This is a genomic window from Actinomyces bowdenii, assembly GCF_017592395.1.
Classification (GTDB): Bacteria; Actinomycetota; Actinomycetes; order Actinomycetales; family Actinomycetaceae; genus Actinomyces; species Actinomyces bowdenii.
This window is the reverse complement of sequence record NZ_JAGFOU010000008.1, coordinates 81389-100705: the sequence shown is the minus strand read 5'-3', so window position 1 is coordinate 100705 and position 19317 is coordinate 81389. Positions and strand designations below refer to the sequence as shown.

At 73.9% G+C, this 19317-nt stretch carries 18 protein-coding genes; 5 read left to right on the top strand and 13 right to left on the bottom strand.

Features of this window, described 5'->3' with window-relative positions:
• Positions 1–48: 48 nt before the first annotated feature.
• Positions 49–1173 carry a GuaB3 family IMP dehydrogenase-related protein gene (locus J5X07_RS05295; protein ID WP_124932600.1) on the bottom strand — a complete coding sequence of 375 codons (1125 nt, stop codon included), beginning with the start codon at positions 1171–1173 and terminating at the stop codon, positions 49–51.
• Between the two features lie 80 nt (positions 1174–1253).
• Here J5X07_RS05295 and J5X07_RS05290 point away from each other — a divergent pair, with 80 nt between their 5' ends.
• Positions 1254–2036, top strand: a complete 783-nt coding sequence (locus tag J5X07_RS05290; protein WP_208478898.1) for an exonuclease domain-containing protein — start codon at positions 1254–1256, stop codon at positions 2034–2036.
• A 33-nt stretch (positions 2037–2069) separates the two neighbouring features.
• Here the strand turns inward: J5X07_RS05290 and guaB are convergent, their stop codons facing one another.
• On the bottom strand, positions 2070–3632 hold the full coding sequence (gene guaB / locus J5X07_RS05285) for an IMP dehydrogenase (RefSeq protein WP_185731962.1): 1563 nt from the start codon (positions 3630–3632) through the stop codon (positions 2070–2072).
• Between the two features lie 372 nt (positions 3633–4004).
• Between guaB and J5X07_RS05280 the strand changes: the two genes are divergently transcribed.
• Entirely contained in the window at positions 4005–4307 is a 303-nt protein-coding gene (locus J5X07_RS05280; RefSeq protein WP_124932603.1) for a WhiB family transcriptional regulator, read from the top strand.
• 152 nt (positions 4308–4459) lie between these two features.
• Here the strand turns inward: J5X07_RS05280 and groES are convergent, their stop codons facing one another.
• On the bottom strand, positions 4460–4756 hold the full coding sequence (groES, locus tag J5X07_RS05275; RefSeq protein WP_124932604.1) for a co-chaperone GroES: 297 nt from the start codon (positions 4754–4756) through the stop codon (positions 4460–4462).
• Positions 4757–5054: 298 nt separating this feature from the next.
• Between groES and J5X07_RS05270 the strand changes: the two genes are divergently transcribed.
• Together J5X07_RS05270 and J5X07_RS05265 are read left to right on the top strand one after the other, a co-directional pair.
• Complete coding sequence (locus J5X07_RS05270; RefSeq protein ID WP_208478897.1) at positions 5055–6350, top strand: class I SAM-dependent methyltransferase; 1296 nt, start codon at positions 5055–5057, stop codon at positions 6348–6350.
• Positions 6351–6431: 81 nt separating this feature from the next.
• Positions 6432–7625, top strand: a complete 1194-nt coding sequence (locus tag J5X07_RS05265; RefSeq protein ID WP_424924087.1) for a glutamate--cysteine ligase — start codon at positions 6432–6434, stop codon at positions 7623–7625.
• A 111-nt stretch (positions 7626–7736) separates the two neighbouring features.
• On the opposite strand, the gene tsaD is transcribed toward J5X07_RS05265, so the two are convergent.
• The 10 genes from tsaD to J5X07_RS05215 all read right to left on the bottom strand — a co-directional run bounded on the left by tsaD (position 7737) and on the right by J5X07_RS05215 (position 18835).
• On the bottom strand, positions 7737–8783 hold the full coding sequence (tsaD, locus tag J5X07_RS05260; protein ID WP_124932606.1) for a tRNA (adenosine(37)-N6)-threonylcarbamoyltransferase complex transferase subunit TsaD: 1047 nt from the start codon (positions 8781–8783) through the stop codon (positions 7737–7739).
• 122 nt (positions 8784–8905) lie between these two features.
• Complete coding sequence (locus J5X07_RS05255) at positions 8906–9676, bottom strand: succinate dehydrogenase/fumarate reductase iron-sulfur subunit (RefSeq protein WP_124932607.1); 771 nt, start codon at positions 9674–9676, stop codon at positions 8906–8908.
• Entirely contained in the window at positions 9673–11673 is a 2001-nt protein-coding gene (locus J5X07_RS05250) for a fumarate reductase/succinate dehydrogenase flavoprotein subunit (protein ID WP_208478896.1), read from the bottom strand. The genes J5X07_RS05255 and J5X07_RS05250 overlap by 4 nt, the downstream gene beginning before the upstream one ends.
• A gap of 12 nt (positions 11674–11685) precedes the next feature.
• Positions 11686–12408, bottom strand: coding sequence for a succinate dehydrogenase cytochrome b subunit (locus tag J5X07_RS05245; protein WP_208478909.1), 723 nt, complete (start codon positions 12406–12408; stop codon positions 11686–11688).
• Positions 12409–12690: 282 nt separating this feature from the next.
• A complete protein-coding gene (gene rimI, locus J5X07_RS05240) occupies positions 12691–13209 on the bottom strand; it encodes a ribosomal protein S18-alanine N-acetyltransferase (protein WP_243896492.1) in 519 nt (172 codons plus the stop codon).
• A 73-nt stretch (positions 13210–13282) separates the two neighbouring features.
• Positions 13283–14032, bottom strand: a complete 750-nt coding sequence (tsaB, locus tag J5X07_RS05235) for a tRNA (adenosine(37)-N6)-threonylcarbamoyltransferase complex dimerization subunit type 1 TsaB (RefSeq protein WP_208478895.1) — start codon at positions 14030–14032, stop codon at positions 13283–13285.
• Positions 14033–14124: 92 nt separating this feature from the next.
• Complete coding sequence (locus tag J5X07_RS05230) at positions 14125–15027, bottom strand: hypothetical protein (protein WP_124932611.1); 903 nt, start codon at positions 15025–15027, stop codon at positions 14125–14127.
• Positions 15020–15646: a tRNA (adenosine(37)-N6)-threonylcarbamoyltransferase complex ATPase subunit type 1 TsaE gene (gene tsaE / locus J5X07_RS05225; RefSeq protein ID WP_424924088.1), complete on the bottom strand. Its 627-nt coding sequence runs from the start codon at positions 15644–15646 to the stop codon at positions 15020–15022. The genes J5X07_RS05230 and tsaE overlap by 8 nt, the downstream gene beginning before the upstream one ends.
• Positions 15647–15743: 97 nt before the next feature.
• Positions 15744–17111 carry an alanine racemase gene (gene alr, locus J5X07_RS05220; RefSeq protein ID WP_208478908.1) on the bottom strand — a complete coding sequence of 456 codons (1368 nt, stop codon included), beginning with the start codon at positions 17109–17111 and terminating at the stop codon, positions 15744–15746.
• A 101-nt stretch (positions 17112–17212) separates the two neighbouring features.
• Positions 17213–18835, bottom strand: coding sequence for a bifunctional ADP-dependent NAD(P)H-hydrate dehydratase/NAD(P)H-hydrate epimerase (locus tag J5X07_RS05215; RefSeq protein WP_208478894.1), 1623 nt, complete (start codon positions 18833–18835; stop codon positions 17213–17215).
• Between the two features lie 80 nt (positions 18836–18915).
• On the opposite strand from J5X07_RS05215, the gene J5X07_RS05210 reads away from it, so the two are divergent.
• A complete protein-coding gene (locus J5X07_RS05210; protein WP_124932613.1) occupies positions 18916–19302 on the top strand; it encodes a holo-ACP synthase in 387 nt (128 codons plus the stop codon).
• Positions 19303–19317: the final 15 nt, after the last annotated feature.

Here is a 19317-nt window from a genome sequence, read left to right as displayed (position 1 = left end):
GAGCCGCGGCGCGGCGTCGAGGCCCCACGAGCCGCGCGGGAGGGCGCTTCAGGAGGCCTCGTAGGGGGCCAGCACGATCTCCACGCGCTGGAGCTCCTTGACGTCGCTGTAGCCGGTGGTGGCCAGGGTGCGCCGCAGGGCCCCCATGATGTTCAAGGTGCCGTCGGCGCGATCCGAGGGGCCGTTGAGGATCTCGGCCATCGTGCCCACGGTGCCCACGTGGCTGCGGAAGCCGCGCGGCAGGCGCTCGTGCCTGGCCTCGGCGCCCCAGTGGTAGCCGCCCCCGGGTGCCTCCTGGGCGCGGGCCAGGGCGGCGCCGAGCATGACGGCGTCCGCACCGCAGGCGATGGCCTTGACCACGTCGCCGGAGTTGCCCACGGAGCCGTCGGCGATGACGTGGACGTAGCGGCCCCCGGACTCGTCGAGGTAGTCGCGCCGCGCCCCTGCGACATCGGCCACGGCGGTGGCCATGGGCATGTGCAGGCCCAGGACCTGGCGCACCGAGGAGGAGGCCCCGCCGCCCTGCCCCACCAGGACCCCCGCCGCTCCGGTGCGCATGAGGTGGAGGGCCGCGGTGTAGGTCGTCACCCCGCCCACGATGACCGGGACGTCGAGCTCGTAGATGAAGCGCTTGAGGTTGAGCGGCTCGAAGGCCCCTGAGACGTGCTCGGCCGAGACGAAGGAGCCGCGGATGACCAGCAGGTCCACCCCGGCCTCCACCACGGTGCGCCAGTGCCGCTGGGTCTGGGCCGGGCTCAGCCTCCCGGCGACGACGACGCCCGCCTGGCGGATGCGGCTGAGGCACTCGGTGATGAGCTCGGGCCTGACCGGTGCCCGGTAGACCTCCTGCAGGACGCGGGTGGCCTCCTGCGGCGGCGCCTGGCGGATGCGCTCCAGGGCCGGGGCGGGATCCTCGTAGCGGGTCCACAGGCCCTCCAGGTCCAGCACGCCGATGCCGCCCAGCTCGCCGACCATGATCGCCGTCCGGGGGCTCATCACCGAGTCCATCGGCGAGGCCATGACGGGCAGGTCCACGTGGTAGGCGTCGATCTGCCAGCCCACGCGCACCTCAGCGGTGTCGCGGGTGCGCCTGGCGGGGACCAGGGCGATGTCGTCGAAGGAGTAAGCGCGGCGGGCCCGCTTGGAGCGTCCGATCTCGATCTCTGAGCTCATGCGGGCATCCTAGGCGACCGCCTGCGCCCGGCCCCGGCAGGTCCCGCATCGGTGTCACAGGCCGGTGGCATGCTCCTGCCATGAGCCACGCACGCCCCGACGCCCCCCGCCACCCGGAGCCCCACCGCGCCGCACCCACCGCCGCCCCCTGGTTGGAGGGCCCGCTCCTGGGATTCGACACCGAGACCACGGGGGTGGACCCCTGCCGGGACCGCCTGGTCACCGCCGCGCTGGTGGCCCGCGGCCCCCGGCTGCCCGACGGCACGCGCGCCCAGGAGACCCGCACCTGGCTGGCCGACCCCGGTGTGGAGATCCCCGAGGCCGCCACGGCCGTGCATGGGGTGAGCACCCAGCGGGCCCGTGCCGAGGGCAGGCCGGTGGGAGAGGTGCTGGCCGAGGTCAGCGACAGGCTCGTCGCAGCGATGAGCGCGGGAACCCCAGTGGTGGCCTTCAACAGCTCCTACGACCTCACGCTCCTGGAGGCCGAGCTCTCCCGCCACGGCCTGCCCACCATGCGCCAGCGCCTGAGGCGCGAGCTGGGACCCATCGCCGACCCCCTGGTCATCGATCGCAGCGTCGACAGGTGGCGCAGGGGCAAGCGCCGCCTGAGCGACCTGTGCGCGGTCTACGGCGTGGAGGCGGGAGCCGACCTCCACACCGCGGAGGTGGATGTGGCCGCCACCCTGGATGTCCTGGAGGCGCTGGTGGAGGCGTACCCCCAGGTCGGCCGGCTGGCCGTCGAGGAGCTGGTCCCCTGGCAGGCCCGGGCGCACCGCCAGTGGGCGCGCAGCTTCAACGAGTGGCTGAGCCGGGCCAACCCCGGCCGCGAAGGGGCACGGACCTCCTGGCCGCTCCCCTCCTGAGGAGGCCCGGGCGATGCGGGCCCCACAGGGGCCTCAGGACTCCTGGCGCCCGGTGTAGTTGGGGGCCTCGACGGTCATCTTGACATCGTGGGGGTGGGACTCCTTGAGTCCCGCACTGGTGATGCGCACGAACTGCCCGCGCTCCTTGAGGTCGGCGATGGTGCGGGCGCCGACGTAGAACATCGACTGGTGGAGCCCGCCCACCAGCTGGTAGACGACGTCGCTCAGGGCCCCCGAGTAGGGGACCTGCCCCTCGATGCCCTCGGGGATGAGCTTGTCGTCGCCCGAGACGTCTGCCTGGAAGTAGCGGTCCTTGGAGAAGGAGGCGCGCCCGCGCGAGCTCATGGCGCCCAGGGAGCCCATGCCGCGGTAGCGCTTCCACTGCTTGCCGTTGACGAAGACCAGGTCCCCGGGGGACTCGGTGCACCCGGCCAGCAGGGAGCCGAGCATGACGGTGTCGGCCCCGGCCACCAGGGCCTTGGCGATGTCGCCGGAGTACTGCAGGCCGCCGTCGGCGATGAGCGGGATGCCGGCGGGGATGCAGGCGCGGGCGGCCTCGTAGACGGCGGTGACCTGGGGGACGCCCACACCGGCCACCACACGGGTGGTGCAGATGGATCCCGGCCCCACCCCCGCCTTGACGGCGTCGGCCCCGGCGTCGATGAGGGCCTGGGCCCCCTCGCGGGTGGCCACATTGCCCCCGATGATCTCCACGCCGCCGAAGGCGGGATCGCTCTTGAGCCGGGAGATCATCTCCAGGGCGAGCCGGGCGCCGCCGTTGGCGGTGTCCACCACGATGACGTCCGCCCCGGCCTCGGCCAGGGCGGCGGCCCGGTCCCAGGTATCGCCCCAGTACCCGACGGCGGCCCCCACCACGAGGCGGCCGGCCTCATCCTTGGTGGCCGAGGGGTACTGCTCGGTCTTGACGAAGTCCTTGACGGTGATGAGCCCGGTCAGGCGGCCCCGGTCGTCGATGATGGGCAGCTTCTCGATGCGGTGCTCGGCCAGGAGCGCCTTGGCATCCTCCCGGGAGATCCCGGTGCTGCCGGTGACGAGCCGCTCGCGCGGCGTCATGCACTCGCGCACCTCCATGGCGCCCCACCGCTCGGGGGGCACGAACCGCAGGTCCCGGTTGGTGATGATGCCGACAAGGCCGCCCTCGTCATCGACCACGGGCAGACCGGAGACCTTGTAGTGCCCGCACAGCTCGTCGACCTGGGAGATCGTCGCCCGCGGCCCCACGGTGACCGGATCGGTGACCATGCCCGACTCCGAGCGCTTGACGCGGCGGACATGCTGGGCCTGGTCCTCGATGGACAGATTGCGGTGCAGGATGCCGATACCGCCCTGGCGGGCCATGGCGATGGCCATCTCCGCCTCGGTGACGGTGTCCATGGCCGCGGACAGCAGCGGCACGGACAGGCTGATGCCCCGGGTCAGGCGGGAGGTGGTGTCGACCTCCGAGGGCACGACGTCGGTCAGCCTGGGCAGCAGCAGGACGTCGTCGTAGGTCAGTCCGGTGGGGGCGAAGAGGTCTGGGCTGGTGATCGAGTCGCTCACACGAGCATCGTAAGGCCCTTGCGCGCCCCGGCGCATATCGCCACCGCGCTGCGCCGCCCGGCAGGCGGCGGTCGACCGCCGCCTGCCGGGCGGCATCGCGAATTCGACCGGGGAGTCGGTAATCCGCATCCCGCGAGACATTCACCACATCGACGGCAATCCTCGGCAGCCCCCGGGCATAGGCTGATGCAATAACTCCATGGCCGTGCCCGCATCGGAGCATCAAACCGGCGACGCGATGTGACGGTCGTTTCCAGATAAGAATGACGTCGAGCCATGCCCCCTAAAGCGCGGGCATTCGTCACGAACCGGGCATATCTTCTTGATTTGCCGGCCCTGCGATCATACTGTTATGTGTGAGTCGCCGATGGCGTTCCGTCGAGTTGCTTCCAAAGGGGGAATCGATTCATGCATGATGCTTCTCGCCTGCCGGGGCCGATCTCCGCCCTGTGGGAGTGGCAGTACCGCGGAGCATGCCTGGGCATGGACTCCTCGACCTTCTTCCACCCCGAGGGCGAGCGCGGCAGCTCACGGCGCCGTCGGGACGAGCGGGCCAAGGCGGTGTGCCGGCGCTGCCCCGTGCTGGAGGAGTGCCGGAGCCACGCCCTGCGCACTCACGAGCCCTACGGGGTCTGGGGCGGCATGAGCGAGGACGAGCGGCGCGCCTACCACGAGCAGGCCGGCCGGCGCATCTCCACCGAGCCCGCCTGAGGCCCGGCGCCCTCGGCGCCGGCCCGCCCCCAGGCAGGCCTCAGGGGCGGGCACCCGCAGATGCCCGCCCCTGATGAGGACCCGGGGCCGCCCGGGGGCGGCGATACCGGGGCCCGCCCCGGGCGCCGCCGATGGCAGCGGCCCGGGATCGACTACTTGGTGACGACGGCCAGGACGTCACGGGCCGAGAGGATGAGGTACTCCTCGCCCGCGTACTTGACCTCGGTGCCCCCGTACTTGGAGTAGATGACCACGTCGCCCTCGGAGACGTCGACCGGGATGCGGTTGCCGGAGTCGTCGACACGACCCGGGCCCACAGCCACGACCTTGCCCTCCTGCGGCTTCTCCTGCGCGGTGTCCGGGATCACCAGACCCGACGCGGTGGTCTGCTCGGCCTCAACCGTCTGGACGACGATGCGGTCCTCCAGCGGCTTGATGGAGATCGACATTGCGGACCTCCCCTTCTCGCTTCTCAGCGTTGCAGTGGAACGGCTTGATCGCACCCGCATCGCGCCCGACCGCCGTCGCGGGGGTCGGCCCGGCACTGCTCGGAGTGCGAGTCGCACGGCGCGCCCACCCGCCGACCTGGGCCGGCACACGGATGGGGAGCACTCATGCGCCCGCACCGAAATCTACGACGTCGTTAGCACTCAGTCAACGCGAGTGCCAATGCGTGTCCCGGTTTCGCCCACGGCGTCAGCCAGGCCGCGCCCCTCCAGCGCTCCGGGCATGGAATGATCAGCGGCGATGGCTGACTCCCGCGCCTCGCACACCGCCTCGCACACGGCCCTGCTGCTGACGCCGCAGGGCTGGGCCTTCCTGGGCTCCCTTCCCCCCTACGACCCGGACCGGGCCCTGGAGCTGGCTCAGCGCCTGCGCCGCGAGGGCCACTCCCCCGCCCTGGTGGCGGCCGCCCTGACCCAGCAGCGCCTGCGGGCCCGGGCAGCCGCCAAGTTCGGCCCCTTCGCCGCCTCCATGCTCTTCACTCCCGATGCCCTGGAGCAGGCCACGCGCCTGGAGGTGGCCGCCCGTCACGCCGCCCGCTACGCCGCCGCGGGGGCGCAGCGCGTGGCCGATCTGGGCTGCGGCATCGGGGGCGACGCCATCGCCCTGGCGGGACTGGACCTGCCGGTCCTGGCCATCGAGCGCGATGAGGCCACGGCCGCCCTGGCCACGGTCAATCTCATGCACTTCCCCCACGCCGAGGTCCGATGCGCCGACGCCCTGGAGGTGGACCTGGAGGAGGCCGGGGTCGACGCCGTCTTCGCCGATCCCGCCCGCCGCGCGCAGGGCAGGCGGATCACCGACCCCGAGCAGTGGTCCCCTCCCCTGAGCCGGGTGCTGGCCCTGCGCGAGCGCGTCCCGGCGCTGGGCGTCAAGGTCGCCCCCGGCATCGATCACGGGCTCCTGCCCCCGCAGGCCCATGTGCAATGGGTGAGCGTCGATGGCCAGCTCGTGGAGGCGGCGATCTGGTGCGGGCCACTGGCGGTGGAGGGGAGCGGGCGCTCAGCCCTCCTCCTGCAGTCCCAGCCCTCGGGGGAGGTGCGGGCCTCCACCCTGTCCGACCCCGCCGTCGAGGACCCCTCCCAGCCCCCCGAGCAGGCCGACTGCCTCGATTCGCCCGAGGGGCTGGCCGAGCTCATCCACGAGCCCGACGGCGCCGTCATCCGCGCCGGCCTGGTCTCCCACCTGGCCAAGGCCCTGCGGGCGCGCCCGGTGGCCCCGCGCCTCGCCTACCTCACCGGCGACTCCGCGCCCGAGGCGCCACTGGCGCCCTTCCTGCGCTCCTGGCGCGTCACCGAGGTCCTGCCGCTGCGGCTCAAGGCGCTGCGCGCCCGCGTGCGCGAGCGCGGCATCGGCCGCCTGGAGATCCGCAAGCGCGGGGTGGAGGTCTCCCCCGAGGCCCTGCGCGCCTCCCTGAGGCTCAGCGGCGAGGCCGGCGAGACGTGGATCCTCACCCGCCTGGGCCCCGAGGCCAGGGGCGCGGTCATCGTCGCCGAGCCCCTGGAGCCCGCACAGGCCGCTGCCCAGCCCGCCCCGTAGGGCCGCCGCGGACCCAGTCGTGCGGGGCCCGCCCTCACCGCTCGCCCATAGACACTGCCCCCGGACCGAAGGACACGAGTCATGAGTATGCACGCCCCACGGCCCAGGCCGCACCGCCAGCCGATCTCCTTCGCGCCCTCTCCCCGATCGACGCTGGGAGTGGAGTGGGAGCTGGCCCTCATCGACCGCGACAGCCTGGATCTGCGCCAGTGCGCGGCGGAGGTGCTGGCCGCCGTCGGGCAGGATCCGCATGTGCACGGGGAGATGATGCTCAACACCGTCGAGCTGGTCTCCGGGGCCCGGCAGACGGTGCACCAGTGCATGGAGGACCTGGCCTTCGCCTTCGACCGGGTGCTGCCGGTGACCGACCCGCTGCGCGTGGACCTGGGATCCGCCGGGACCCACCCCTTCGCAGACCCCCTGGTGCAGAAGGTCACCGATGCCGAGCGCTATGCGCGGCTGGTGGACCGCACCCGGCTGTGGGGCCACCAGATGCTCATCTTCGGCACGCATGTGCATGTCGGGGTGGAGGACCGGGCCAAGGTGCTGCCGATCCTGCGGGCCCTGCTCACCCGCACCGCCCACCTGCAGTGCCTGAGCGCCTCCTCCCCCTTCTGGGCCGGGGCCGACACCGGCTACGCCGACAATCGGGCGATGATGTTCCAGCAGCTGCCCACGGCCGGCGCCCCCGAGCAGTTCGAGTCCTGGGAGGAGCTGGAGTCCTACACCGGGGACCTCATCCACACCGGCGTCATCGAGGAGTTCTCCGAGATCCGCTGGGATGTGCGCCCCTCCCCCCGCCTGGGGACCATCGAGGTGCGCTCCTGCGACGCCGCCACGAACCTCACCGAGCTGGCCGGGATCGCGGCCCTGACCCAGTGCCTGGTCGAGCACTTCTCCCGGCAGCTGGATGCGGGGCTGGAGCTGGAGGCCATGCCGGACTGGTACGTGGCGGAGAACAAGTGGCGCTCGGCCCGCTACGGCATGGAGGCGATCCTCATCGTCAACGCCGCGGGCGAGGAGGAGCTGGTCACCGATACCGTCGAGCGGATGCTCGAGGAGCTGGCCCCGGTGGCCGCGGACCTGGGATGCGGCGCCGAGCTCGACGGCGTGCGGGCCACCCTGGAGGCGGGGGCCTCCTACCAGCGGCAGATCGCGGCCACCGGCGCCGCCGGGGGGATGAAGGAGGCGGCGGTCCGACTGCTGCTGGCCGAGGCCCGCGCCGGGCGCCCATTGCGGCCCACCGAGGTGCTGGCCTCGGCCTCCCCGTCCTGAGCCGCAGCACCTCCCTCATCCCACCCAACCCTTCGACAATTTGCATGAGATCGTACTTCTCCAGTGCCGGAAAAGTACGATCTCATGCAAATTGTCGAAAAGAAGGAGGGGTCAGTGGGCGACGGTGACGCCCAGGGGCATGGAGGAGTCCGGGGCGAAGTCCAGGGGTGAGGGGGCCACCCCGGCGCGCACCGCCGCCGCGCCGAGGGCCGCGATCTGGGCGCCGTTGTCCGTGCAGTAGCGCAGCGGCGGGATCCTCAGCCTCAGACCCGCCTCGGCGCAGCGCTCGGCCGCCAACTCGCGCAGGCGGGAGTTCGCGGAGAACCCCCCGCCCACCACCAGGGTGCCGCAGTCGTGGTCCAGGCAGGCCTGGACCGCCTTGGCGGTCAGGGAGTCGTTGACCGCCTCGGAGAAGCCCGCGCACACGTCCTCCCGGGGGACTTGCCCCCCGGTGTCCTCCACGGACTCCACGTACCTGGCCACCGCCGTCTTGAGCCCGGAGAAGGAGAAGTCGTAACGGTGGCGGTGCTTGTCCTTGCCCGCGGCCAGGCCGCGGGGGAAGCGGATGGCCTCGGCCCGGCCGGCCCGGGAGAGGCGGTCGACGTGCGGGCCGCCGGGGTAGGGCAGGCCCAGGAGCCGGCCGACCTTGTCGAAGGCCTCCCCCGCGGCGTCGTCGAGGGTGCCGCCGAGCTCCACGACGTCGGTGGCGATATCGCGGATGCTCAGGAGGTTGGAGTGCCCCCCGGAGACGATGAGCCCGATGAAGCGCTCCGGCAGGGGCCCGTCCACCAGCTCATCGACGGCCAGGTGCCCGATGACGTGGTTGACGCCGTAGAGGGGCTTGCCCAGCGAGACCGCCAGGGCCTTGGCGGCGGAGATCCCCACGGTCAGGGAGCCGATGAGTCCCGGCCCGGCGCTGACGGCCACCGCGTCCACCTCCGCGAGGGCCACGCCGGCCCTGTCCAATGCGGCGTCCAGGGTGGGGACGAAGGCCTGCAGGTGGGCACGGGAGGCGATCTCGGGGATGATGCCGCCGAAGCGCGCGTACTCATCCATCGAGGTGGCCACGACGTCGCCCAGGAGCTCGCGGCCGCGCACCAGCGCCACGCCCGTCTCATCGCAGGTCGACTCAATACCGAGGATCAGGGGCTCGCTCACGGCGGCCAGCCTAGCGCGCCGCGCCCCCGCCCGGCGCGCTCCGCCCTGAGCGCGAGCGGCGGGCCGCCCCACGCGGGGCGGCCCGCCGCTCATGCAGAGCCCCAGTGAGCCGTGCGGCGCGCTCAGTGCGCGTGCTGGCCCTTCCACAGGGCGTGGCCCAGGTCCCGGTTGAGGCGGGAGATGACCTCCAGGGGCACGGACTTGGGACAGACGGCGGCGCACTCACCGATGTTCGTGCACCCGCCGAAGCCCTCCTCATCGTGCTGATTGAGCATGCTCACCACGCGGGCCAGCCGCTCGGGCTGCCCCTGCGGGAGCAGGCCCAGGTGGGCGATCTTGGCCCCGGTGAAGAGCATCGCCGAGGCGTTGGGGCAGGCGGCCACGCAGGCACCGCAGCCGATGCAGGCGGCGGCCTCGAAGGCGGCGTCGGCCTTCTCCTTCTGGACGGGGGCCGCGTGGGCCTCGGGCGCCCCACCGGTGTTGACCGAGATGTAGCCGCCGGCCTGGATGATGCGGTCCAGGGCGGAGCGGTCCACGATGAGGTCACGCAGCACCGGGAAGCCGGTGGAGCGCCAGGGCTCGATGGTGATGGTCGAGCCGTCGGTGAAGGAGGGGTCCTCCGCCAGGTGGCGCATGTGCAGCTGGCAGGTGGTGGAGCGGATGGGCCCGTGGGCCTGGCCGTTGATGACCACGCCGCACTGCCCGCAGATGCCCTCGCGGCAGTCGGAGTCGAAGGCCACCGGCTCCTTGCCCTCGGCGAAGAGCTGCTCGTTGAGCAGGTCAAGGACCTCGAGGAAGCTCATGTGCTCCTCGATGCCGCTCATGGCGTACTCCTCGAAGTGCCCCGGGGAGTCCTGGTTCTGCTGGCGCCAGATCTTGAGCTTGATGTTCACTTGTAACTCCGCTGCTTGAGCTCGATGTCCTTGTAGACGAGGGCCTCCTTGTGGAGGATCGGGGGCCGGTCCTCACCGCCCCACTCCCAGGCGGCCACGTAGAGGAACTCGTCGTCGTGCCTCATGGCCTCGCCCTCGGGGGTCTGGGACTCTGACCGGAAGTGGCCGCCGCAGGACTCGCGGCGGTGCAGGGCGTCGATGCACATGAGCTCGGCCAGCTCGAAGAAGTCGAGCAGGCGCCCGGCCTTCTCCAGTGCCTGGTTGAGCTCGTCGGCCTGACCGGTCAGGCGCGCATCGCGCCAGAACTCCTGCTTCAGGGCCCGGATCTGCGTGATGGCCTCGCGCAGTCCGGCGTCCCAGCGCTCCATGCCGCAGTACTCCCACATGATGCGCCCCAGAGCCATGTGGAAGTCGTCCACGCTCCGCGTGCCGCGCAGGGCCATGAGGCGGGCGATGCGCTCCTCCACATCGCGCTTGGCCTGGGCGATCTCGGGGGCGCTGGGGTCGACCTTGCCCTCGCGCAGCATCTGCGCCAGGTAGTCGTTCATAGTGTCGGGCAGGACGAAGTAGCCGTCGGCCAGGCCCTGCATGAGTGCGGAGGCCCCCAGGCGGTTGGCGCCGTGGTCGGAGAAGTTGGCCTCCCCGGCCACGTAGAGGCCCGGGATGTTGGACTCCAGGTCGTAGTCCACCCACAGCCCGCCCATGGTGTAGTGCACGGCCGGGTAGATGCGCATGGGCACCTCGTAGGGGTCGTCCCCGGTGATGCGCTGGTACATCTCGAACAGGTTGCCGTAGCGGGCCGAGACGGCGTCCTTGCCCAGGCGGTTGATGGCCTCGGAGAAGTCCAGGTAGACACCGCGGCGCATCATGCGCTCGTTGCCGGCGGCGTCGCGCTCCTTGATAGCGGGCCCCACGCCGCGGCCCTCGTCGCACATGTTCTTGGCCTGGCGCGAGGCGATGTCGCGGGGCACGAGGTTGCCAAAGGCGGGGTAGATGCGCTCCAGGTAGTAGTCGCGCGCCTCCTCGGGAATGTCGCGTGGGTCCTTGTCGCAGTCCTCGGCGCGCTTGGGCACCCAGATGCGCCCGTCGTTGCGCAGGGACTCGCTCATGAGGGTGAGCTTGGACTGGAAGTCCCCGGACTGGGGGATGCAGGTGGGGTGGATCTGGGTGTAGCAGGGGTTGCCGAAGTAGGCGCCCTTGCGGTGGGCGCGCCAGATGGCGGTGGCGTTGCAGCCCATGGCGTTGGTGGACAGGAAGAACACGTTGCCGTACCCGCCCGAGGCCAGGACGACGGCGTCGGCCAGGTGGGTGTCGATGGCACCGGTGACCATGTCCCGGGTGACGATGCCGCGCGCGCGGCCGTCGACGACGATGAGCTCGACCATCTCATGGCGGCGGAACTCCTGGACGGTGCCGGCGTGGACCTGGCGCTCCAGGGCCTGGTAGGCGCCGATGAGCAGCTGCTGGCCGGTCTGGCCGCGGGCGTAGAAGGTGCGCGAGACCTGCACGCCGCCGAAGGAGCGGTTGTCCAGCAGGCCCCCGTACTCGCGGGCGAAGGGCACGCCCTGGGCCACGCACTGGTCGATGATGCTGGCGCTGACCTCGGCCAGGCGGTAGACGTTGTCCTCCCGGGCCCGGTAGTCCCCGCCCTTGACCGTGTCGTAGAAGAGGCGATAGGTGGAGTCGCCGTCGTTGCGGTAGTTCTTGGCGGCGTTGATGCCGCCCTGGGCGGCGATGGAGTGGGCGCGGCGGGCGGAGTCCTGGTAGAAGAAGACTTTGACGTTGTAGCCCTGCTCGCCCAGGGAGGCGGCGGCGGCGCCGCCCGCCAGGCCGGAGCCCACCACGATGATGTCCAGCTTGCGCCGGTTGGCGGGGTTGACCAGGGCGGCCTCGAACTTGCGCTGCTCCCAGCGGCGCTCGATGGGCACGGAGTGGGGGGCCTTGGTGTCGGCGATTGCCTCGCCCTCGTAGTACAGGCCGTCAATGAGCTCAGTCATGGTCGTTCACTCTCAGTGGGAAGATCCGATACCGGCCTCGGCGGCCTTCATCGCGTACTCGGCCGCGCTCATGGGCTCGGGGGTCAGGCCGAACAGGACCGCCGTGGGCACGATCATGAAGGCCGCGAAGAGGGCGAAGGCCACGACGAAGGCGATGAGCCGGATGAAGGGGATGGTGTTGCCGCGCACCGCGCCCAGGGTCTGGAGGGCCGACCACACCCCGTGCCACACGTGCAGGCACAGCGCCACCATGGCCACGGCGTAGATGAGCCACACCCACCACAGCTGGAACCCGTAGTAGACGTTGGCATAGGCCTTGCCATGCACATACTCGCCCCCGGGGGTCAGGTGCAGGGTGGTGAACTGGAGGATGTGCCAGACGATGAACAGCAGGAGGATGACCCCGCCCCAGCGCATCGTGCGCATGGCGTAGCGCGACGCGAAATAGTCCGCCCCCGCCTTCTTCACGGCGTACTTGTCCTGCCCCCGGGCCTTGCGGTTGCGGTGCCACAGGTGGAAGGCGCTGCCGGCATGGGCCAGGAGGCACAGGAGCAGCACCACTCGGAGGATCCACAGCACACCGCTGTGCGGCAGGATCGGGACCAGCAGCTCGCGCAGGAAGTACGCGTAGTGGTCGTAGGCGATCTCGCCCTCGAAGTAGTGGAGGTTGCCGTAGGCGTGGAAGATGACGAAGAAGAGGAAGACGATTCCGGACAGCGCCATCATGCGCTTCATGAAGACGGTCGTCCTGAAGGCGGTCCGCCTCTTCCTGGAGGGAGCAGGTGTTTTGGCCACGGCGCAAGGCTAACGAACCCCGGGGCGCCCTTGGTCCCACCAGGGCGCACCCGCTCCGACCTGCTCAGGGATCGGCGCCATCCCGCGCCTTGGGCCGTACCGCCGGCCGCTGCCGGGACGACGGCGGGAGGCCGGCCGGGCGGCACACGGCTGACGTTTTCGATACAGGGACGTCAGACAAATCGATTCGATCCCTCCTGGGCCCGGGCCGCCTGCCCGATCTCACCCGGCTCCCCGCACGTCCCGCACCGCCTCCGCGCCCACGGGGCCGAGGGGCTCGCGCAGCCCCAGGCGCATGACCACCGCATCCTCGCGGGGGGCCGCGTAGTAGCCGCGGCGCAGCCCGATCGGCTCGAACCCCTGGGAGAGGTAGAGGCGCTGGGCACCCGTGTTGGACCGGCGCACCTCCAGCAGGACCGCTCCGCAGCCCTGGGCCCGGGCGGTGCCCACGAGCTCCTCCAGCATGAGGCGGGCCAGGCCCCGGCCCCGCACGGCGGGCAGGGTGGCGATGGTCAGCAGGTCGGCGTCGGCGGCCCCGCCGGCGTGGTAGATGCCGGCATAGCCCACGGGATGGCCGCCCTCCTCCACCACGATGTAGCGCCGGTCGGGGTGCTCGGCGCCGGCCGCCTCCAGCTCGGCCTCCAGCAGCCGCAGGCTCCAGGCCTCGCCGCCGAAGAGCTCGGCCTCCATGAGGGCGATGCGCGCCAGGTCCGCGCCGGCCATGTCCCGCATGAGAGTCATGGCGCGGCGCTCCCGGCGGGGCCGGGCACCGGAGTGCCGGCGGCGCCGGGCCCGCCCGAGGCCGCGGGGCCGGTCACGAGACCCGCTTGCGCGAGGAGGGCATGTGCACGTCGGCGTGGCGCAGGTAGATCGGCTCGGTGTCCAGCTGCTCACCGCGGTCGAGCCGGGCCAGGGCCAGGCGCGCCTGGGCGGCGGCGTCCCCGGAGACCAGCACCGCCGCTGCGGGCGCCCCGGCGGGGGCCCGGCCCAGCTCGGGGTGGAGGGCGCAGCCCGATCCGGCCACCAGGTCGAAGGGGCCCAGCTCCAGGGCCCGCGCCGGGGGCAGGACGGACAGCGGGTCGAGGCGCTCGACGTCGTCGGCGCCCCGGGCGCGGTAGCGGGCGGCGTAGACCTCCCCACGGCGGGCGTCGGTGGCCACGAGCACCACCGGGGCGCTGGCGGCGCCCCTCCCGGCGTCCCGCCCCGCGGCCTGCTCGGCGCCGAGCCGGTCCAGGGCCAGGCGGGCGACGGCGTCGAGGCTGGGGATCCCGTGGACGGGGATGGAGCGCGCCCGGCCCACGGTGCGGGCGGCCACCAGGCCGGCGCGCAGGCCGGTGAAGGGGGCGGGACCGGTGGCGGCCACCACCGCGTCCAGGGGACGGTCGGCCACCCGCGGGTGGCCGAGCACCTGGGCGAGCATCGGGCCCAGGGACTCGGCGTGGGCCCGCGGGCTGTCCTGGCCGACCGCCACCAGGACCTCGGGAGCCCGGTCGCCCCGCGCGGGGCCGGCGTCAAGAGCGGTGACCTGGGTGCCCAGGGAGGAGTCGATGGAGAGGATGCGCACGGGGCCAGCCTAGGACAGGCGCGGGCCGCTGCGGGCCCGCGGCCGGGCGGGGTGCGTTGGGCCCGGAGCGGCCCGCTGCCGGGCGGCGGGGCTCACGAGAGCCTGGAGATGTCGATGTGGCTCTCGGGGATGGTGTCGGCCCCCACGGGGGTGGCGGGGCGCTGGCGCAGGGGGGCGGTGACCTTGCGCTCGTGGCGGATGGTCACCACCACGGTGATGACGCCCACGGCGACGACGCCGAGCACGGGCCCCCAGACGGCCCAGTCCCCGGACTCGGGCCGGACGGCGGGGGGCGGGGAGGCCGTGGGATGGGCCTCGGCCCGCTCGCGCAGGACGTGCCCGTACTCGACCAGGTCCACCGGGCCCGCCAGCAGGCTGGCGGCCCTGGTCCCCAGGGCCGTCACGGTCTGGCCCGACACCGAGTACCAGGCGTCGGCGCTGGAGTCGTGGACGACGATGCCGGTGGTCGCGGCGGCCATGTCCATCGCCAGGGTCTTGTCCTCCTCGACCTCCCCGGTGATCTGCTCCCCATCGACCGAGACCAGCAGGACGCCCGCCGGCTCCCCCCCGGCCGTCACGGGCGCCGCCCATGACCCCGTGGCCACCGGCCGGGCCTCCGGCCGGCTGCCGTCGAGGAAGCCCGGGTCCCAGGCGTGGACCGCCACGGGCTCCCCCACGCTCACCTCACCCTGCTCCCCGGTGTGCTGGCGCACCTGGGTGATGCCCTCCTGGTTCATCCACTCCTGGGCGCGGGTGCGGGGGTCGCCCGCGCCCGGGGCGCCCTCCTGGGAGGGCGCGGACTGGGCCGGGGCCGGCGCCTGCTGCGCGGGCTCGGCCGCCGTGCCCGTGGGCTGGGAGGGGGAGGGCTCGATCGGATCGGCGGCCGCGAGCGCCGGCAGGGCCGGGCCGGGCCCCATGAGGAGCATCGCCGTGGTCGCGGTGAGCATCAGGGCGCGCAGCCCGCCGCCGGGCCCGGGCCGCCGCCGGTCAGTCATCGGAGCCACCGGGCTCCTGGAGCCCGCCGAGTCCCTCCAGGCGCGCGCCCGCCCACCGCGGCCCCAGGGCGCGCACGATGATCTCGCGGCGCCCGTCGTCGGCCCGCTCCAGATCGGTGGCCTGCGCGGGGCCGATGGCCTGGGGAGCCTCCGCCTCCAGGCCGCCGTGGGGGCGCCGCACCTCCACCTCCAGGCGGTTGTCGGCCAGGGCCTCGACCTTGCCCTGCCCCCACTCCACCAGGGTCACCGACTCCTCCAGGGAGGAGTCCAGGTCCAGGGCGTCGACCTCCTCCAGGGATTCCAGGCGGTAGGCGTCGACGTGGATGAGGTCGGGCCCCTCCCCCAGGGCGGGATGGTGGCGGGCGATGACGAAGGTCGGTGAGGAGACGCGGCCGCGCACCCCCAGGGCGGCTCCGATCCCCTGGGCGAGGGTGGTCTTGCCCGCTCCCAGGTCCCCGGAGAGCAGCACGAGATCCCCGGCGCGCAGCAGTCCCGCCAGCCTGGCGCCCAGGGCGCGGGTGTCCTCGGCGTCGGAGGAGGTGAGGGTCAGGGCCCCGTCCTCGGCGGGGTCGGCCCGCGGTGAGGGCGCGGTCCCGCCCTCGGCGGGGGCCGGGGGCAGCCCGACGGGGTCGGGCAACGCGCGGGGATGGTGCTGGGCACTCACGACTGCTCCTCATCGGGTGGGGGACAGGGCTGAGATTAGCCGACCCCGGGTCCTAGGGCGTGTAGCAGCGCGGTACCCGCGGCCCCAATCGGGTCACGATCTCGTAGTTGATGGTGCCGCAGGCCAGGGCCCAGTCGTCGGCGCTGGGCACCGGCGCCGCCTGCGGGCCGCTGCTTGCGCCGTCAGCAGGCTCGGCGCCGTCGGCGGGGTCGCCCCACAGGACGGCGAGGTCTCCGGCCCGCGCGGGGGCGGGCAGGGGGGCGCCGTGGTCGTCGATCGCGGGGCCCAGGTCGATGACCACCTGGTCCATGCAGACCCTGCCGACGATGGTGGTGCGCATCGCCCCCACCGCCACCGGTCCGCAGGAGGAGGCGGCGCGGGGGATCCCGTCGGAGTAGCCCAGGGGCACCAGGCCCACCCAGCGGGGGGTGGGGGCGCTCCAGGTGCCGCCGTAGGAGACCGCCTGGCCGGCCTCGATGCGCTTGACCTGGAGGAGGGCGGCCTCCAGCCTCATGGCCGGGCGCAGGCCCAGCTGCGTGCTGGAGGCCAGGGCCGGATCGGGGCTCAGGCCGTACAGGCCGATGCCGGCGCGCACCAGGTCCAGGCGCGCCTCGGGGTGCCACAGGAGCCCGCCGGTGGCGGCCAGGTGGAGGATGCGCGGGCGCAGCCCCGCCCGGCGCACCACCTCCTCGGCGGCGCGGAATCTGGCCAGGTGCTCCTCGGTGGAGCCGGAGTCGGGCTCATCAGCGCGCGAGAGGTGGGACCACAGGCCCACCACGCAGATGCGCCCCTGGTCCTGGGCCTGCGCCAGTGCCTCGGCGAGCCCGGGCAGGTCCTCGGCCACGGCCCCGGCCCGGGACATGCCGGTGTCGACCTTGAGGTGCACGCGCGCGCTCACCCCCTGGGCATGGGCGGCGGCGCTGATCGCCTCGCACTGGGCCTGCGAGTTGACCGAGAGGTCGAGGTCGGCCTCCAGGGCCGCGCGCAGGGCCGATCCCGGGGCCGCGGCCCGGCGGGCGCTGAGCACGGGGGCGATCCAGGTCAGCAGGCGGGGCGCCTCAGGGGTGGGAAGCGCCTCGGGCCCGGGCTCGGGGCGGGCGATGCCGGCGCGGTCCAGCAGGGAGCGCAGCTGCAGCGCCTCGGCGAGCTGGGCGACGCCCAGCCAGGTGGCGCCCGCCCCCAGGCAGGTGGTGGCCACCGGGCCCAGGCCGTGCCCGTAGGCGTCGGCCTTGACCACGGCCATCCAGGGGGTGGCGGCGCGGGCGGCCAGGACCCCGGCGTTGTGGGCGATCGCCTCCAGGTCCACCACGGCGCGGGCGGTGGCCGCCATGCCGCAGGGATCGGGGCCGGTGCCCGGGGCCGCGGGGCCCCCCGCTGGTCCGCCCGTGGCGGGATCAGTGCCCGCAGCGCCCTGTGTCATCGCCTCCAGCCGCGTACTCACGGTGCGATTGTCGCACTCCCCGGGCGCCGATGCCCAGGAGCGGCGCTCCCCGGCGGGCCGGGGACGCCGATCAGCCGGCCTCACGACCCGGCCAGCAGGGCCGCCCAGGCGCGCGGGACGGCGTCGGCGATATCCATGGCCACGATGGGGGCGCTCAGGCCCCCCTGGGCGCTGGCCAGGCGCCCGGCCCGGGAGTGGAGGCGCACGGCCGCGGCGGCCACGGGCACGACCTCATGGGCGCCGGGAGCGCGGTCCCCCTCCTCCCAGGCGACGGCGGCCCCGGCCAGGAGGGCCCCCAGGATCCCGGCCAGGACATCCCCGCTGCCCGCGGTCCCCGCCCAGCCCGGACCGGCCGGCACGCTGCACAGCGGCCGGCCCGGGGAGGCGATGAGGGTCGGCGAGCCCTTGAGCAGCACGGTGGCCCCGGTGAGCTCGCTGAGCCGCAGGGCCGCGCGGCCCGGATCGGACTCCACCCGGGCCCGGTCCCAGTCGGGGCGCCCGGCACCGGCCAGGGCGCTCAGCACGGCGGCGGCCTCACCGGCATGAGGGGTCAGGAGGTGCTGGGGCCCGCAGCGCCCGCCCCGGGCCACCAGGTCGGCCAGCAGCGGCAGGGCCCCGGCGTCGATGACCGCGGGCGCGCCCGCGCGCAGGGCGGCCCCCTCGCCGAGGCAGGCGCTGAGCACCGTTCTGAGCTCGACGGCGCGGGGCTCGTCGGCCGGGTCGGTCCCCGGGCCCAGGACCGCCGCCTGGCAGCGGCCGGGGGCGGGGACGACCTCGGGGCGGGCGGCCAGGACGAGGTCCTCGACCCTGCGCGGGGCGTGGAGGCGCACCATGCCCGCCCCGGCCCTGGCCGCCCCGGAGGCGGCCAGCAGCCCGGCGCCGGGATAGGACTCGCTCCCGGCCCACAGCCCGACGACGCCGCGGGTGTACTTGTGGTCCTCGGAGCCGGGGGCGGGAAGGGCGGGGCGGGACCGGGTCGGGCGCACCACGATGGGCGGGCCCTGGGGCACCGGCAGCCCCAGGTCGACCACCTCCACCCGCCCCGCCAGGCGGCAGGCCGGCGGCAGGCACAGGGCGGCCTTGAGGCAGGTGAAGGTCACGGTGCGGTCGGCCGGCAGGACGGGGCCGGGCAGGGTCCCGTCGTCGACGCCGGTGCCGCTGGGCAGGTCCACGGCCAGCACGCGGAAGGGGCGGCCGCCGGCTCTGGCACCGGCGGCGCTCCCGGCAGTGCGGTCCAGGAGCGGGGCGATGAGGGCGGCGGCCCGGGGGCGCAGCCCGCCGCTGGCCCCGATGCCGGTCAGGCCGTCGAGAACCAGGTCTCCCCCGGCCTCCAGGAAGCCGCCGACCGCCTCCCGGGGGCTGTCGGCAATGCGCACGCCCGCGGCCCGGGCCCGGTGCAGGGCCCCGGGCAGGGGATGGTCGGTGGCCAGGGCAGCGCTGACGGCGCAGCCGCGCCGGGCCAGGGCGGCTGCCGCCAGGAGGGTGTCGGCGCCGTTGTGGCCGCCGCCGGCCAGGGCCAGGACCCGGGCGCCGGCCGCACCGCCGCGGTGCTCGCCCAGCTCGTGGAGGGCGGCGGCGGCCACCGCGTGGGCGGCCGCCCTCATGTACCGGTCGGTGCCCGCCGTCAGCGGGGCCTCGGCGGCGGCGATGAGGGCGGCCGGCCAGGCTTCGTCGGCGGCGAGGGTGGGGCTCATGGCGCCCATTGTCCCGCCCGCGCCCGGCGCCGTCCCGCATCCGGGCCGCTCGGGCCGCGGGAGGGTCACAGTTCCGGCACAATGGCACGGTGATCCGCGCTGCAGGAACCGACCTGGTCGATATCGCCCGCCTCCACGGCTACCTGGATCGGGTGCACCGGCTCAAGGAGCGCCTCTTCACCCCCGGCGAGCTGGAGGCCTGCGCCGGCCGGCCCGAGTCGCTGGCGGCGCGGCTGGCCGCCAAGGAGGCGGTGCTCAAGGCCCTGGGCAGCGCCTGCGCCGAGCAGGAGCGCGCCGCACCGCAGGGCTGGTCCTACCGCGAGGTCGAGGTCGTCTCGCCCCCCGGCACCCCGCCGCGCCTGCGGCTGCACGGCGTGGCCGCCGCCATCGCCGCGGAGGCGGGCATCGGCCACTGGTACCTCTCGCTGGGACACGACGGCGGCATGGCGCTGGCCTTCGTCATCGCCGCCGCCTGAGCCCGGCCGGGGCGC